At 66.9% G+C, this 17,719-nt stretch carries 4 protein-coding genes; all 4 read left to right on the forward strand.

The window, feature by feature from the left end:
- Nucleotides 1-30: 30 nt before the first annotated feature.
- Genes ABH928_RS06835 through ABH928_RS06850 form a run of 4 tightly spaced genes read left to right on the forward strand, consistent with a single transcriptional unit; the run spans nt 31 to nt 17,652 of the window.
- Nucleotides 31-3,138 (forward strand): DEAD/DEAH box helicase, encoded by a 3,108-nt coding sequence (locus ABH928_RS06835; protein ID WP_370063166.1) that lies wholly within the window; start codon nt 31-33, stop codon nt 3,136-3,138.
- Entirely contained in the window at nt 3,135-8,591 is a 5,457-nt protein-coding gene (locus tag ABH928_RS06840) for a hypothetical protein (protein WP_370063168.1), read from the forward strand. Before ABH928_RS06835 ends, ABH928_RS06840 begins: the two co-directional genes overlap by 4 nt.
- Nucleotides 8,588-15,325, forward strand: a complete 6,738-nt coding sequence (locus ABH928_RS06845; protein ID WP_370063170.1) for a DEAD/DEAH box helicase — start codon at nt 8,588-8,590, stop codon at nt 15,323-15,325. The genes ABH928_RS06840 and ABH928_RS06845 overlap by 4 nt, the downstream gene beginning before the upstream one ends.
- Complete coding sequence (locus ABH928_RS06850) at nt 15,322-17,652, forward strand: UvrD-helicase domain-containing protein (RefSeq protein ID WP_370063172.1); 2,331 nt, start codon at nt 15,322-15,324, stop codon at nt 17,650-17,652. The genes ABH928_RS06845 and ABH928_RS06850 overlap by 4 nt, the downstream gene beginning before the upstream one ends.
- The last annotated feature ends 67 nt before the right edge of the window (nt 17,653-17,719 follow it).

Genomic DNA, 17,719 nt, shown 5'->3' on the forward strand with positions numbered 1-17,719 from the left:
ACCTGTGTATTTCATCGAGGAGCATCACACGTGAACACGGCGCCACTGCCCCAGGAGTTTCCGGCAGGCTCGAAGCCAGCCTTCGCGGCCGGCGCCCAGGTCCGCATCCGGGATGAGCAGTGGCTGGTCAAGTCGGTCAGTGAGAGCCATGACGGGTTGATGGTGGAGGTGAGCGGCGTGTCCGCCTTTGTGCGTGGCACGGATGCGGTCTTCTACGAGGATCTCGACCAGATCGATGTCCTCGACCCGCGCAGGACCCGTCTCGTGGCGGACGAGACCTCCAAGCACGCCAAGGCCCGTCTCTACTTGGAGGCGGTGATCCGCAAGACGGCACTGCCGCAGACCGAGCACGGGATCGCGCTCGCCGACTCATTCCTGATGGACCGCCAGGAACACCAACTGCGGCCGGCTGAACTGGCGTTGTCCATGCGGAACCCGCAGCCACGGCTGCTCGTCGCCGACGTGGTCGGCCTCGGCAAGACCGTGGAGATCGGCGTGATCCTTGCGGAGTTGATCCGCCGGGGCCGCGGTGAGCGGATCATGGTCGTCACTCCCGCACACGTCCTGGAACAGTTCCAACGCGAGCTGTGGACCCGCTTCTCGCTGCCCCTGGTGCGCCTGGACTCCTCCGGCATCCAGCGCATCCAGCAGGAGATCCCGGCCGGACGCAACCCGTTCGCGCACTTCCGACGAGTCATCGTTTCCGTGGACACACTGAAGTCGGCCACCTATGCGCACCATCTGGAGAACATCCGATGGGATGCGGTGGTGATCGACGAGTCGCACAACCTCGTCAACAAGGGCACGCAGAACAACCGCCTCGCGAGACGGCTCGCCGAGCAGACCGACGCGCTCGTTCTGGCGTCTGCGACTCCGCACAACGGCGACGCCGAGTCCTTCGCCGAGCTGATCCGGATGCTCGACCCGGCGGCGATTGCCGACCCGAAGAACTACGAGGTCTCCGATCTCGACCACCTCTACATCCGCCGTACCAAGAACGACCGCGAGGTTCGCGACGGCCTCAAGGGCAAGCCCTGGGCGGAGCGCGGCGCCTCCCTGCCGATCACCGCCAGCGCGACGCAGAAGGAGGTGGCTGTGCTGGAGAAGCTGGCCGCCGACTGGACGCCCGGCGACCCTGCCCGCTCCTCGATGTGCTCGGACCCGCTGACGGCGTACAACTTCCTCAAGGCGTTCCTCTCCTCCCACGTTGCGCTGCGCGCCTCGCTCGGCAAGCGCCGCGAGTATCTGGAGAACCCGGAGCGTGCCAGTGCGCCACCTGAGCGCCGTGCCGCGCTCGCTGTCGAGAAGACGGCACTCACCGAACTCGAAGCGTTGGTCGCCGAGATGGACGACAAGGATTCCGCCAAGCTGGACGCGCTCATCGAGCTCCTGAGCGACCTGGGTGTGGGCCCGCGCTTCGAGCGGCGGGTCGTGGTCTTCTCGGAGCGCATCGCCACCCTGGGGTGGCTCGCGCAGGTCGTCCCGGAGCGTCTCGGTTTCAAGGCGACGTCAGGGACGGCGGACGAGGCCCGACCCTGGAAGGCCTACGGTGGTGCCGTCGAGGTCATGCACGGCGACACCACCAACGAGGATCAGCAGCGGGAGATCGTCGACCGCTTCGGGCGCCGTGACGAGCCGGTTCGGCTGCTGTTCACCGGTGACATCGCCTCCGAGGGCGTCAACCTGCACCACCAGTGCCACGACCTGGTCCACTACGACCTGCCATGGTCACTGATCCGGATCGAGCAGCGCAACGGTCGCATCGACCGTTACGGACAGGCCGTCAGCCCCGAGTTCCGCGCGATCACTCTCACCGCCGATGTTCCGTGGCGGCATGACGAGGCCTCGGGTGAGACGCTCACCCTGGACGACCGGCTGGTCGGCGCTCGCCTGCTGCGCCGTGAGGAGCAAGCGCACGAGATCGAGACGGGCGAGGGGTGCGCCGAGGCCGTCACCGGCCTGTACGACGCCAAGAAGGAGGAGGACCGGCTGACCCGCGACCTCATCAAGGGCAGCACCGTCGACCGGTCCATCCAGCAGTCCCAGCAGGAGTCGGGCGGCGTCCTGGCCGGATTGCTTGCGAACGTCAACGCACTGATCGCCGACCCGACGGCGGCCCACGTCGCTGCCGGGACCGCGCCTGTTCCCACCGCGGACGTGCCGTATCTCTTCGCGGACACCGAGGCCTACTTCCACGCGGCGATGGACCTGGTGTTCTCGCAGGCCGACCGGGACGCCATGAACTGGAAGCCGGTCACCGACAAGGGCCGGATCGAGTTCACCCCGCCGGACGACCTCCAGTACCGCTTCCGCCAACTGCCCGCGTCGTACCTGGACCAGGAGAAGATCCTCACCACCTCCAAGTACGACGGCAAGCTGAGCATCACCTTCAACCAGAAGTACGCCGCGGAGCGTCTCGAAGCCGCTCGCGACGCCAAGCGCGGCAAGAGCGAGCAAGTAGCGTCGCAGTGGCCGAACGTCTCGTACGTGTCCGCCATCCACCCGGTCCTCGACTGGGTGACGGACAAGGTCCTGGCCAAGCTCAAGTACGACGAGGCCTTTGTGCTCGCCTATCAGCCCGATGCGGCGAAGGCCGCCCGGATTGCCGCAGACCTTCCCGCCGCACTGAACGGACCCGTCTACCTGGTGCAGGGCGTCTACTCCAACGCCGCGGGGAAGCCGACCGTCGTCGAGTGGATGGCCGTCACCGGCCTGGACAGTGGCACCCCCAGAGTCTGGCGGATGGACTCGGCGTTCCTTGCCGCCTGCGGGGTTGGACCGCAGATGCCTGGGCGCGACCGGATCCTCGACAAGGACGGTCTGCAAGCCCTCGTCCCAGCCGCCGTCGACGCGGCCGAGTCCTATCTGCGGGCACGCCGGGTCGAGTACGACCGGTTGATCGACGGTTACCTCGCTCCCTACGAGAACCGGGTCCAGGTCTGGGAGCAGGATGCGCTGGTCGTCGTCGGAAAACAGCAGCGTCGTCGTGAAGCGGTCCAGGGTACGGCGAATGAGCGCCGGCGGCTTGTCCGCAATCTGCGTACTGCCGGTGATCCGATGCTCCGGGTCCTCGCCGTTCTCGAACCTCTCCATCCCGCCGTAACCAACCCTGCTCGTGCCGAGGAGTCGTCCCGATGAGCTACGCCTTCGACTCCTTCGCCAATCGCGGCGAGTACCTCTCGGCGCACTACTTCAGCGAAGAGTTGGAGAACACCCTCAAGAGGAAGTCCACGGACGACGAGGGCCTGTTCACCACCTGGACCAACCGTGAGACGGACGCCCATGATGAGCGGCCCACTCCACGTCAGAGCCTCTTCAAGCTGCACAACCGGTACACCAGCTCGGTCCGTCCGACCCTTGCCGCTGAGGTCGAAGAAGACCGCACGGGAGCGGAAGCCGAGCGCCTCACCGCCTGGCACGCCGAGCTGCTCGCCGCCCTCGGCTACGGCCCGTCGGACACGACGCTGTCGCTCCACAATGCCGGACACGCCTATGAGGTGGCCGTCGCCTGGCACGGTGACGGCATCGTTGCCCTCGACTGCGGGTGGACCGTCAAGCTTGACGACGCTTTGGACGCCGAGGGGGCAGGTCGCCTGAAGGAGCCGGTCAAGACACACGAGGGCGTGATCACGACCGGCGAGAAGTTGGCGGGCTGGCTCTTCCAGAGCGAGTTGGCAGAGGCCGACGGAGCTTCACCTCGCTTCGTGCTGCTGCTCTGCGGCGGTGTGATCGTCCTCGCTGACCGCACGACCTGGTCCGAAGGCCGCTACCTCGCCGTCAACGTCGACGCCGCACTGCAGCGCAACAACACCAACCAGACCGGTGAACTCGCCCTCCTGGCCGCGCTGTTCTCACACGACATGCTGGCCCCGCGCCCCGATGGCAAGGGCCGGCGCATGGACGACCTGCTCAAGGCGTCGCGAGACAACGCCGTAGGCGTCAACTCCGAGCTGCGCAAGGGGCTCCAGCGGTCCGTCGAGATCATCGCGAACGAGGTCCTGGCCCGCTTGAAGAGGCACGGTCTGACGCCACGGGAGATCGAAGACCCTGAGCGTCACGGCCCGTTCGCCAAGCAGCTCACCCGTGAGTCGCTGCGCTACCTGTATCGCATCCTGTTCCTGCTGTATGCCGAGGCGCGGCCCGAGCTCGGCATCCTGCCCTCCGACGACTCCACCTACGAAGCCGGATACTCCGTCGCCCGGTTGCGTGAACTCGTCGCCCGCGACCGTAAGCTGGTGGAGGAGGAGAGCCGCAACGGTTTCCACCTCTATGCCTCGCTCGATGTTCTGTTCAACAAGGTCAACTACGGCCATCGACCGCATGGCACTGAGGCCGGCGATCTCCAGCCCGAAGGCGAGCGAAGCGAACAGCGGGGCTTGCGGTTCGAGCCGCTTCGTAGCGAGCTGTTCGATCCAAAGGCCATCACCCTCATCGGTCGCCGTGTCCGCGATCCGCGCAGTGAGGACGACGGCAGCGGCGACGAGCAGCCCAAGTGGCTCGACCTGCGGCTGCGCAACGAGGCCCTGCACCAGGTGCTGCGTCTGCTCACCATGAAGGAGGCGGGCGCCAAGGGCCGCCAGGGTGGCTTCATCTCCTACCGGAACCTCGGCATCAACCAACTCGGCGCGGTCTACGAGGGACTGATGTCGTACACCGGCATCATCGCGGACGAGGAGAAGGCCGAGGTCGCCAAGCCCGACCAGAAGAAGGGCAGCGCCCAGCACGGCGACCCGGAGAAGGGCTCCTGGCTCATCCCCGCCGACCGCCTGAACGACTACCCGGCGAACACGCACGTCGTCTACTCCGCTCAGGACACCGAGCAGTACGGTCTGCGCGGCCCGAAGAAGTACGCTCCCGGCACCTTCGTCTACCGTCTCGCTGGACGCGACCGCGAGACCTCGGCCTCGTACTACACCCCCGAGTCGCTGACCAAGGTCACCGTCGAGCTCGCGCTGAAGCACCGTCTCGACCAGGAAACGGACGCTGACGGCACCACCGTTCGGACACGGGCCAGCGAGCTGCTGAAGTACAGCATCTGCGAGCCTGCCCTGGGGTCGGGCGCGTTCCTCAATGAGGCGATCAATCAGGTCGCCGCAGAGTATCTGAAGCGCCGTCAGGATGAGGTGGGTGTCACCCTTGACACCTCGCAGGCGCTGGAGGCCGAGCAGAAGGTCAAGGCATACATCGCCCTGCACAACGCCTACGGCGTGGACCTCAATGCCACGGGCGTCGAACTCGCCGAGGTGTCGCTGTGGCTGAACACCATGCACCCCGGCATGCGCGCTCCCTGGTTCGGCCTGCACCTTCGTCGCGGCAACTCGCTCATCGGGGCCCGGCGTTGGGTGTACGAGGCAGAGCGCCTCAAGAAGGAACGGTCGGTGGCCGCCCACACGCCGACCAAGCTGCCGTTCCGCTCGCCCGAGGACGGCGCGGAGCAGCCGCTTCCAACAGGCGCGGTGCACCAGTTCCTGCTGCCCTCGCCCGGGTGGGGCGCGGTGACGGACGCCGGCGGGGACGCGAAGAAGCTGGTCGACCAGCTCGCGGGCGGGCAGATGGCGGCCCTGAAAGCATGGCGCAAGGCGGTCGGAACCAAGCCGAAGACCACAGGTGGCAAGAGCAGTCAGCTGGCCCGACTCCAGGCCGCGGCAGCGCGGGTGGAATACCTGTGGGGCCTGGTCGCCAAGCGACTGGAACTGAGCGAGCGGGAGATCGCCCGGACGATAGATGTCTGGGGCGCGGACCGTCCGGAGGACGCGGAGGAGTACGCCTTTCTGCGTTGCGACAAGGAGCGTGCAGTCGGCGCGGTGCCGCTGACCAAGGAGCAGGTATTCAAGGACCTCTTCGAGGCGGAGGGATCGCCGTACTGGCGGCTCAAGCAGGTCATGGACGCCTGGTGCGCGCTGTGGTTCTGGCCGCTGGACAAGGTGGGGCTGCTCGACGGGTCGGACCCGGAGTACTCCGGTGATGCGGCGTCCTTGGATGCGCTGCTGGCGTCGCAGTTGCCTTCGGTCCCGGCGACGGTTCCGGGCCAGAGCACGGAGCCGTCGTACGTGGAGCATGGGGTGCTGTTCGCCTTGCCGGGGGAGCAGTTGGCCTTCGGCGAGGGCGGAGACGACGCCGCGGAAGACCTGGTCGAACGGCGAGAGATCAAGAAGGCCGTGGCGGCCTCGCCCAAGCGGCCGAGGCCGGGCAGCTCCTCTCAGCGTCGCAGGGTCATCCCGCTGGCCAACCTCGACGACTGGCTAGCATTCCTGGAGTCGATCCTGGGCACGGGCCCGGTCCCGGAGGAGGGCACCTTCTCGGCGTCCATCGAGGACCTGACGAAGCTCAAGGAGCTGGAGCAGCTGGTCGAGGGCGAGATGGGCATGGACGATGCCCGTCACGCCGTCGAGACGCGGTACCCGTGGATGCGGACAGTTCGGGACATTGCTGCGGAACAGGGCTTCCTGCACTGGGAGTTGGAGTTTGCCGGGATCTTCGCAGGGCAGGCGGGCGGGTTCGATCTCCAGGTCGGGAACCCGCCGTGGGTGCGTCCGGAGTGGAAGGAGGACCCGGTCCTCGCGGAGTTCGAGCCGTGGTTCATGCTCACGGAGAAGCCGAAGGCGGAGGACAAGGCGCAGCGTCGGGAGATCGAACTGGGGCACCAGCGGGTTCGGGAGTATCTGCTGGGCCAGGCCACCAACACGCTGACGACGGCGTCGTTCCTGGCGGCGGAGCCTGTGTATCCGCTGGTCGCGGGCACTCGACCTGACCTGTACCGGGCCTTCATGTGTGAAGTGTGGGGACATGCCAGCAGTAGGGGAGCGGCGGGCATGGTGCACCCGGATACGCACTTCGCCGGAGATAAGGAAGCGAACCTGCGAGCGGCGGCCTATGCGCGGTTGCGGGTGCACGGGGATTTCGTGAACGCAGGAAACCGGTTCTTTCCGCCGCCGGTCGGTCGGTCAAGTCACTTCGGCGTCCATATCTACGGTAGCGTCCGGGAGATTGCCTTCGATTCGTTGTCTTGGCTATTCACCGTGGATACATTGCGGATGTCAGCGAGCGCCTCCGTGGAAGTAGGTAGCGAAGATCCCGGGGTGAAACACAAAGGAGGGTGGGATGAGCGCCCGCACCCCAAGCGCGTCATTCGTGTTACTTCAGAGACGCTCCGTCGCTGGCAGCGCCTAGCTGGCGACGCCGGTCCACTGGAGCGCACACGTCTGCTTACGCCGGTGAGTACGGCAGAGGACTCGGCGATCGATGCATTGGGCGAGTATCCTGCGCGGTTCGGAACGTTGAAGCCTGAAATCTCTGTTGGATTTGATGAAGGCGCGTCTAAGAAGGCCCAGTTCGGGCCGAATAAGGATCAGCGGCTCATTGACTACAACTCGGGCGTGGATGATCAGGCAGACTATTATGCGGGTTCGTGGGACAATGTCATCCTCAAGGGGCCACAGATTGGCGTGGCGAACCCGATGTTCAAGCAGCCCAGTCAGGGAAGCGGCGAGGTTTGCGGACTTGATGCAAGAACGCTCGGGGATGACACGGTGCCTGAGTCTGAATATCGGCGAGTAGCTTCGATTGAAACGTATCTGGATGCGCAGGATAAATGGTTCGATCGGACGAAATATAGGGCAATGATCAGCTCTTCCGAGGAACGGGACCAGGCTCGGCTCCGACTTGCAGACAAGTACAACTTGCAGGCAGAGGAAGTTGCGGATGATCAGGTTGACAAGTTCCTAGAAGCCAAGGCCGTCAGGCCGTATGGTGACTACTATCGAGTTGCTTGGCGGAGAATGATCGCACCTGACACCGAGCGCAGCCTCTATGTTTCTTTGGTGCCCCGCGGCGCGTTGCACATTGACGGGATGTGTAGTGCTTCTGTTGGGGAACCTCGCATGGACGTCTTGACTGCTGGTCTATGGTCGGGCATCCCCAGTGATTATCTATTGCGGACTAGCGGCGTCAGTCACCTCAATCCCTCGCGCGCTATGGGTATGCCAGCACCGCATGCCGACCACCCCCTCGCCTCCGCCCTGCTCCTCCGGACCCTCCGCCTCAACTGCCTCACAACCGCCTATGCCGGCCTCTGGGCAGACCTATACGACCCCGCCTGGCTTTCCCACGAGCCCTGGGCAATCAAGTGGCCGCACATGACGACCAATCTCAACGCCGTCACGCCCACCTGGCAGCGCGACACGCCGCTCCGCACGGAGTACGCCCGTCGCGCCGCGCTCGTCGAGATCGACGCGCTCGTCGCCGTCTGGCTGGGCATCGACGCAACGACGCTCACCGCCATGTACCGGGCCCGGTTCCCGATCATGCAGGACTTCGATCTGGTGACCCACTTCGACTCCAACGAGCGCAAGATCGCGGGCGATCGGTACACCTACGGCTTCGACCAGACCAAGGAGCACTGGACGCAGTTCGAGGCCTACCTCAAGGACCCGGCCGCCAACTCGGTCCCCGACGGATACACCGCTCCCTTCCACAAGGCCGACCGCGTGAAGGAGATGGGCCTCGCCCACGCCCACTTCGCCGAGCGCCTGAACGACGCCGTGGCCAAGGGTCTTTGGGACCCAGAGAAGATGGAGGTTCCGGGTAAGTGAGGCCGACACTCGAAGCGCAGGGGCTGAAGGAGAGCCTGCTCCAGTACCTCTCCACCACCTACGGCCTGGCCGACGAGGGCGCGCGCAAGGCGCTGCACTCCTTCCTGGGGGACGAGACCACCGGCATGTTCCGTGGCCCGTTCCTGCGCCTGCGCACGCCTTTCACCCGTGCCACGGACAGCTGGGAGCAGCACCTGGACTGGCGCCGCGCCGACGATTGGTCGCCGTACGCGCACCAAGCCCGCGCGTTCGCCCGGCTCACGACGAAGGACGGTCACACCCCGCAGCCCACCCTGGTCACCACCGGCACCGGCTCCGGCAAGACGGAGTCGTTCCTCTACCCGGTGCTGGACCACTGCGCGCGGGAGCGCGCCGCCGGGGGGACGGGGGTCAAGGCGGTCTTCCTCTACCCGATGAACGCGCTGGCGACTGATCAGGCGGCGCGCATCAACGACCTGCTCGTCGAGCAGACTGCGCTGTTCGGCGTTCGGGCCGGCCTGTACATCGGCGACAAGGCGGCGACCCACTACGACCGGGTCTACACCCGTCGCCAGGACATGCAGCTGTCCCCGCCGGACATCCTGATCACCAACTACAAGATGCTCGACCTCCTTCTCCAGCGCGCCGCCGACGCGTCGCTGTGGGAGGGCAGCGACATCCGCTACGTCGTGGTGGACGAGTTCCACACCTACGACGGAGCGCAGGGCACCGACGTGGCGATGCTGCTGCGCCGTCTGGCCGTTGCGGTCGGCGCGACGCAACCAGGCCGTCCGCTGGGCTCGATCACCCCGGTCGCCACCTCGGCGACCCTCGCCTCCGGCACCGACGAGGACGGGGTGCGCCAACTGCTGGACGTTGCCGCGCACGTGTTCGGCGCCGAGTTCACCGAGGACGCGATCATCGGTGAAGACCGCCAGACAGTCGACGAGTTCATCCTCGGCGACACCTACTCCGACGTCAGTCTCCTCCCGGATGAGGTGGCGGCGGCTGAGGCGATCACGGTGCTGCCCGACCCCGCCTCCACTCCTGAAGCCTTGCCAGCCCTCGCCGCGGCGGTCATCGGTGGTGCCATCAGTGCAACCGACCCGGTCGATCCCCGGACGCTCGGGGCTGCACTCAAGCGCAACAAGCTCACCTATGCGGTCCTGACCGCCTTCGACGGCACGGTGCGCAGTTACGACGAGATCCTCGACGTCATGCGGCGCAACGGCGCCAACAGCTGGGACGAGGTGGTCACCACTCGCCCAGAGGTGGCCGCGCTCGCTCTGGCGCGCTTCGTTGCCCTGCTGTCGGTGGCCCGCGATCCCGATGCGCCCGCTGGGGTGAGCCGTCCCTTGGTGCAGGTGGAGCTGCACCAGTGGGCGCGTTCGGTGACGCGGATGCTGCGCGGTGTGCAGCCTTGGCCGCAGGCGTCCTTTGCGTGGGATGCCGCTGGAACCAAGACCCGGTCACGGTCGACGCCGGACACCACCGCTTACCGCGAAACGAGTCTCTTCCTGCCGGCGGTGTATTGCCGTGAGTGCGGACGGTCCGGCTGGTCGGTGCTTGCGCCGGAGTCGGACGTCGAGGAGCTGACCCTCGAGTCGCACAAGGTCCGTCGTGCGTCGGTAACTTCCGACAAGGCGAAGACCCGCACGCTGATCGCGGCCACCGACAAGGAGGCGCTGGAGGGCAACGGCCGCACCGCGATGGACCCTGCGGTGCAGAAGTCGCTGACCACCGGCGGCGCGGGCACGCTCATGGTTCTCGACGGCGCTGCTCGCCGCCTCCGCCTGCCGGACCCGGTCGACGACTACACAGCCGAGGGTGATCCCCGACTCCACGCCGCAGACTCGGCGTTCGTGCTCGCTCAGCTGGGGGAGCGGGCCGAGCGCGCCGCCAAGGACGACTGGTGTCCGGCCTGCGGCACGCACAACGCGATCCGCTTCCTCGGCACCGGCGCTGCCGCGCTCGCCGCCGCATCCGTCACCCAGCTGTTCACCGGCGGGGAGATGGACAAGGAGCAGCGCGAGACAAAGACGCTGATGTTCAACGACTCGGTGCAGGATGCCGCGCACCGCGCCGGGTTCGTCGCGTCCCGCTCGTACACGTTCTCGCTGCGGGCGCTGTTCACCAAGCACCTGAGCGAACGTCAGCCCACTGCACTCAACGATCTGGTGGCAGACGTCGTTGAGGCCACCACGGACCGCGAGACGCTGGCCGCCGTCGTCCCGCCGGACCTGCACGACGACGCCGGCGTGGCCCGGCTGCTGTCCGGCCGGGGCCGTGGCGGGGACAAGCGGACCTGGGACCTGATCGGTGAGCGGTTCGCTTTCGAGGCCGTGATGGAGTTCGGGCACCGCTCGCGCAACGGCCGCACGCTCGAACTCACCCGCACCGCAGCCGCGTTCGTGGACATCCCGGACGAGCAGGCCGCGATCGCCATGGTGCGGGCGGCCCACGAGGAAGCGACCAGCAAGGGCCGTGCCCTCACCGACCACGATGACGCGCGCTACCTGGTTTTCCTGCGCGGCTTCCTCGACCGGCTGCGCACCCGCGGCGCGATAGGGCACCGCTGGCTAGGGAAGTATCTCGACGAGGCGGGCACCAGTCGGTTCTACATCTGGGGCGGTCGCCCGCGTGGCATGAAGGCCTTCCCCAAGGGCGTCTCCGCCCCGGTGTTCCTCCTCGCCAAGCCCAAGCCGGGCAGCGAGTTCGACATCGCGGCCGGGCGTCTGTCCTGGTTCGAGACCTGGGCGCAGTGCTGCTTCGAGCTGACTCGTGAGCAGGCGGATCAGTTCTGGCTGCATCTGCTGCCGAAGCTCGCCGACGCCGGGCTGCTGGCCGCCCGTGCCCCGCAGGACTCGACGGCCCGGATCTACGGGCTCCAACCGGGCGCTCTGCGCCTGCAGCTGCTCTCCGACGACGTGGTGAACCAGGCGTACGTGCGCTGCCCCAGGTGCTTCTGGGAGCAGACCGTGCACCCGTCGCTGCTCGACCAGTACCACGGGCAACCCTGCCCGGCGTACCGCTGCACCTCCGGACGGTTGGTCGCCGGCGACCGCTGGCAGGAGGCCGTGGACCGGCACGATCGCGACCGCGACTACCGCGACGACTACTACCGCACCCTCTACCGGCGGGCCGGCACGTACCAGGTGATCACCGCCGAGCACACCGGGCTGCTCTCCCGCGGCAAGCGCGAGCGCATCGAGGAGGCCTTCCGCAAGGGCGAGGGCTTCAACGACCCCAATGTGCTCTCCTGCACGCCCACTCTGGAGATGGGCATCGACATCGGCGACCTGTCCGCCGTGGTGCTCGGAGCCCTGCCGCGTCGCCCTGCCAACTACGCGCAACAGGCCGGCCGGGCCGGCCGGCGCACCGGCAACGCCTTCCTGCTCACCATCCCCGACCGCTCCCGGCGCGACCTGTACTTCCTGGACCGGCCGCGGGACATGATCGACGGTCGGATCGTGCCGCCAGGTTCGTACTTGTCGGCCATCGAGATCCTGCGCCGCCAGTACACCGCGCACCTATTGGACCTGGCGGCACGTGGCCGACTCTTCCGCGAAGACGGCAAGCCCCTGAGCGCTCTGCCACGTCGGGTGGACGAGCTGTTCGGGCCTTCCGGCTACCTTGTCGATTTCACCGCTGCCGCTCTTACCCACGGGGAGGAGCTGGTCGCTGGCTTCCTCTCCCTATTTCCGAGGGGTGTGAACGAGAGCGCGCAGGAGGATCTGAAGCGGTACGCGGTGCGTGGCCTCCGCAGCGCCGTTGAACGGGCCGAGCGAGAGTGGGAGCGCGACAGCCAGAGGCTGCGCGATCGCATCCGCACCGTCCGTGCGGCCATCGACGAACTGAAGGAGGGCGACGACGAACAAGCCCGTACCAAGGCCGAGTTGGAAGCCGAGGCACTGGGCCTGTCGAAGAAGGGCGGCGCCCGCCTGCGGCAACCGGCTCAGACCGTGCTGTGCGACCTGGGACTGCTGCCGAACTACGCGCTGATCGACTCCACAACCACCCTTTCCGCCACGCTCTACTGGCCGGAAGGAAAGACCGAGTCGGGCAAGGACCGGTACAAGTCGAAGACCTACACCTACGACCGGCCGCGTTCCTACGCCATTGCCGAGCTGGCCCCCGGGAACACCTTCTACGCGGAGGGCTACAAGCACCGCATCACGGGCGTCGACATCGTCACCGGCCAGGACCAGGACTGGCGGTACTGGCGGTTCTGCCCCTCGTGCGGGCACGTGCGCACGCAGAACGCGCAGCAAGACATCTCCGCCTGTCCGCGGTGCGGTGAGAGCGGCATCGCCGACTCCGGAAGTCTGTGGCAGATCGTCCAGCCGACCACGGTCACCGCCCGGGCGAAGCGTGAGGACGCCCGCATCGGCGACGAGAGCGACGACCGGGACCGGCGCTTCTACAGCGTCATCGACACGGTCGACATCGCCCCCGACGCCTTCGTCCGCGGGACTTCCTGGCGACACGTGCACCAGACCTTCGGCGTCGATTACACCCGTCACGCCGTAATCCGCCGGGTGAACCTCGGACCGCTCCGTATCGGAGCACAGGACAGCGACCGACTCGGCGGGCAGTCCGTGCGGATCTCACCGTTCCGGGTGTGCACCGCCTGCGGTGCGACCAGCGCAGACGGGCAGCCGGTGTTCGATGACGACCGCGACGCTGTCGACAACTCGGCCAATCGTCAGCAGCTGCTGAAGCACCACGCCCCCTGGTGCCCACTCCGTCGCGGCAAGGGACCGGTGCCGCAGGAACAGGTGCTCCTCGCCCATGAGTTGGAGACCGAGGCGCTGCGCATCCTGCTGCCCGCAGCGACCGTCCTGGCCGAGGAGAAGGTCTACTCGTTCCAAGCCGCGCTGCGTCTGGGCGTCGACCACGCTTTCGGCGGCGATCCGCAACACCTGGATTCCACCATTGCCACCATGCCCGATCGGAACACCGCCGAGACACGGCACTTCCTCGTTCTCTACGACCGTCTTCCGCACGGCACGGGCTACCTCGACCGTCTGACCGCCCCGGACGCCTTCCACCAGGTCCTGGAGGACGCGCGCAGGCTGCTGATGGAGTGCCCGTGCACCCAGGAGGGCCGACTGGCCTGCCACCGCTGCCTGCACCGCTACACCGACGAGCAACACATCGAGGCCGTGTCCAAGCAGGCGGCCCTGGACATCCTCGACGACCTCCTCGGTCCGGAGGGCACCGATGCCTGGGCCACCTGCGAGGTAGGCAACACCGACCTCATCGGTCTGGACGGGCAGGTGGAGTCCGACCTCGAAGCACGGTTCCTCAGGGTGCTGCGCGCCTTTGCCGACAGCCGGAAGGACCAGAAGGACACAGCTCTCGAGGAGAGCGGCAGCAACAGCGGCTACTTGCTTCTCCAGGACGGCGAGCCGGTCCACCGCTGGCGTCTCACCGCGCAGCGGAACGAGGGCTTCACCCGCACCGACTTCACCTTCGAGCGTGAGGAAGGCATGAAGAAGAAGGTGACGGTCTTTCTGGACGGTCACCGCTTCCATGCCACCCGCCGTCACAACCGGCTTGCCGGCGACGCCGACAAGCGCAACAGGCTGCGCGCGCAGAAGCACGCCGTGTTCCAGCTCACCTGGGACGACCTGATCCTTTTCGAGCAACGGGCCGGATTGCGCGCAGCGGAACGCGGTTCCGCCGCACCGGTGTGGCCGCCGTACCCGCACAGCGCTCGTGACCTGGCCAAGCAGTTGCATGCCGAAGTCGGTGGTGACGACCTGGACACGACGGCCTTCCTTGATCCGATGAGTCAGCTCCTCGCCTACCTGCGCAGCCCCGACGACGCCGCCTGGGGACAACGGGCCTCAGCCGTGGTGGGCGGCTTGCTCGGAGCCGAACCCTCGCCACTCGTCGGCAACGGCGATCCTGGAAAGGCCCGCCGGATGCTCTCCTTGTTTCTCGAAGCCTGGGGACGGACCGACGGCATCGATCCCGTGGTGGAGGTTGGTGGTGGCACGCTCAATCTTTTCCGCGGCTGCGACCAGTCAGGCCTCCCGCTCGCCTTCATGATCGATGGCGCCACGCGCCGCTGGACCGCTCTGGCGTGCCTGGACGACACCGCCGAGGACCAACTCGGCACTGCTGAGCACAAGACGCGCTGGCGGTCCTGGCTCCAGTGGTCCAACCTGCTGCAGTTCCTTGACCACGACGGCGGTGACGGCATCCAGCTCACCACCTCCACCGCGGCGACTTTCGACCTCGACGTGCTCAAGGCCCTCGGCGGCGACGGCGAGCTCGCCTCCCTCGTCGCCCGGTACGGCGAACCCGCGCCCGCACTGCGGTCCGCCCTCGACGACCTGTTGGGCGACACCCCGGTGGAGGCCGCAGTGCGGGACCTGGTCTGGGATCAGGAGATCCTCGGCTACCTGGACGAGGATGAGCCCGACGCCGCCATCACCCGCCTGGCGCATGCTCTCGCCGACCGCGGCAAACGAGCGCCCGCCTACGGATACGAACTCGGCGAGCGGGGCTGGCTTGCCGACCTGGCCTGGCAGGACTCGGAGTTGCGCATCGTCGCGATGGCCGAGCCGTGCGACGGCGAGGACGAGGAGCAGAGCAGGACCTGGCAGGCCTACCGCGACGCAGGCTTCACCGTGCGTTCCGCCGAGGAATGGCTCGACGACCTCGACGCCCTGCTCTCGGCACTCCCCGATGCCGCCGACACCTCCGACCGCCCCGACGCCGACGAACTGAGTGCCTCACGATGACCGCACGCCTGAAGCTGTATCAGAAGGCCGAGAACGAGCTCTACAAGATGGACTCGTCGGTGAAGACCAAGTTCTATGACTTCTGCCACCTGTTCCGGAACGACCCCGGCCACCCCAAACTCGACCTCAAGCCGCTCAAGGGCGACCGCAGGATCTTCCGGGCCAAGATCGACCCGTCCTATCGGGCCCTGCTCGCCCCTGCCGGGGTCGGACCGGACGGGGTCGAACAGTGGCTACTCGTCGCCGTGCGACACCGCAAGCACGTCTACGAAGAGCTCACCGTCGCCATCAACCGGATCACTGGCGAGATCGAATTCGTCGACCTCAGCACCGTCGGCCCGAGTGTGCTGCAGCGGGCCGGGATCCAGCTCACCCCGTCCTCGGCGGAAGAGGCTGAGCAAGGCTCACCCAGCGCGTCTGCGGCTGCGGTCAGTGAGCCCGATGCGGAGGACCCGCGTGCCGCCGCTGCGCTGCTCGCCGCCTTCAGCCCTGACGACCTTCGTCGGCTGGGCGTCGCCGAAGCTCTGGTCGATGTGGCGCTCCAGGTCACCACCGAGGACGAACTCGACCAGCTCATCGCCGGAGCACCGCGTCTTACCGCAGAGGTACTCACCGGACTTGGTGCCGGTATGAGTGTCGAGGAGGTGGAGCGCGAGATCACCCAGCCCGCAGCCGCCGTCCTCGAACCCGGCTTCGAGGAGGACATGGGGGCGGCACTGACCCGCACTGCGGTCACGACCGTCGACGACGACATCCGCAGCGTACTTGCCGAGGGCGACTTCCGTGCCTGGAAGGTCTATCTCCACCCCACCCAGCGCAAGATCGTCGAGCGTAAGTACAACGGACCGGCCCGTGTCAGCGGTGGCCCTGGGACCGGCAAGACCATCGTGGCGCTGCACCGAACCGCTCGGCTCGCCGCTCAGCTGCCTCCGGGGCACAGCAAGCCCATCCTGTTGACGACCTACACCAAGAACCTCACCGCCGACCTGCGGGCCCGGCTGAGCTCTCTGATCACGCCCGACCTGCTGGCCCGGGTGGACATCCAGCACATCGACCTCCTCGCGCAGACGGTCATCAACGAGAGCAGCTCGCCCGCGGCACAGCGAAGCACGATCCTTGACGCTCCTGCGAAGGAGATCCTGAGCGAAGTCCTGTTCGAGTACGACGAGCAGCGCCGCTGGGACGCGGATTTCCTCTTCGACGAATGGGAGCAGGTGATCCTGGGCCAGTCCCTCAATACCAGGCAGGCCTACTTCAAGGCCCGACGCCCCGGGATGGGCCGGGCCCTGAGCCGCCCTGATCGTGCGGCCGTCTGGCAACTGCTGGAGCAGTTCACCCTGCGACTCAACAATATGGAGCGCGAGACCTGGGCCCAGTCCGCGGAACGCGCCGCGCGGTACGAGATGGAGCGAGCACGCAAGATCCAGCAGCGTGCCGAGCGGAAGGCAGAGATCGGGGGCGGTGACCTGATCCACCTGGATGCGCACAGCTCCGCCGTGCGCTACGTGCGCCACCGTTACCAGCACATCGTCGTCGACGAGGCCCAGGACCTGAGCGCCGCTCACTGGAAAATGCTGCGCGCCATGGTCGCCGACGGACCTGACGACCTGTTCATTGCCAGTGACACACACCAGCGGATCTACGATCGTCAGGTCACCCTCTCCACGGTCGGTATCAACATTCGCGGGCGCGCTTCCAAGCTGACCCTGAGTTACCGCACGACCCAGGAGATTCTGAACCAGGCGGCCAGGGTTGTCGGCGACGCGACGTACGACGACCTCGACGATGGCATCGACAACCTCAGCGGTTACCACTCGCTGCTCCACGGCCCGGTGCCGGAGCTTGTCGCCTGCACCGACTGGGACGATGAGGTCACCCGTCTCGCCGCGAAGCTGAAGTCCTGGCGCGAGGAGATCACCCGAGCCGGCGAGGACGGCATCGGACGCGACCCCAGCGGCACCATGGGCGTCTGTGTCGCAGACAGTGAAATGGTGGACCGCATCGCCGACGACCTGACGTTCAAGCACGGCATCACCACCGTGAAGCTCACCAAGGACGGCCTTCAGGGCGACGGCGAGGTCCATATCGGCACCATGCACCGGTTCAAGGGCCTCGAGTACCAGAAGCTCGCCATCATCGGTGCCAGCGACGGGATTCTGCCCCGCGCCTCCGTGACCGAGAAATTCGCTCAGACCGACCCCAAGCGCTACGAACGGGAGTTGAAGAAGAGCCGAAGTCAGCTCTTCGTCGCCGCCACCCGCGCCCGCGACGGCCTGCTGATCTCCTGGCACGGAGCCCCCAGCCCATTCCTGCCTGTGCCCGCATGAGTTCGCCTGAACACCCCCATCCACAGCTTCGAACATGACATCGTTTTCTTCTGACAACCCGTGAGCG

This window comes from Streptacidiphilus sp. MAP5-3, from assembly GCF_041262505.1.
GTDB lineage: Bacteria > Actinomycetota > Actinomycetes > Streptomycetales > Streptomycetaceae > Streptacidiphilus.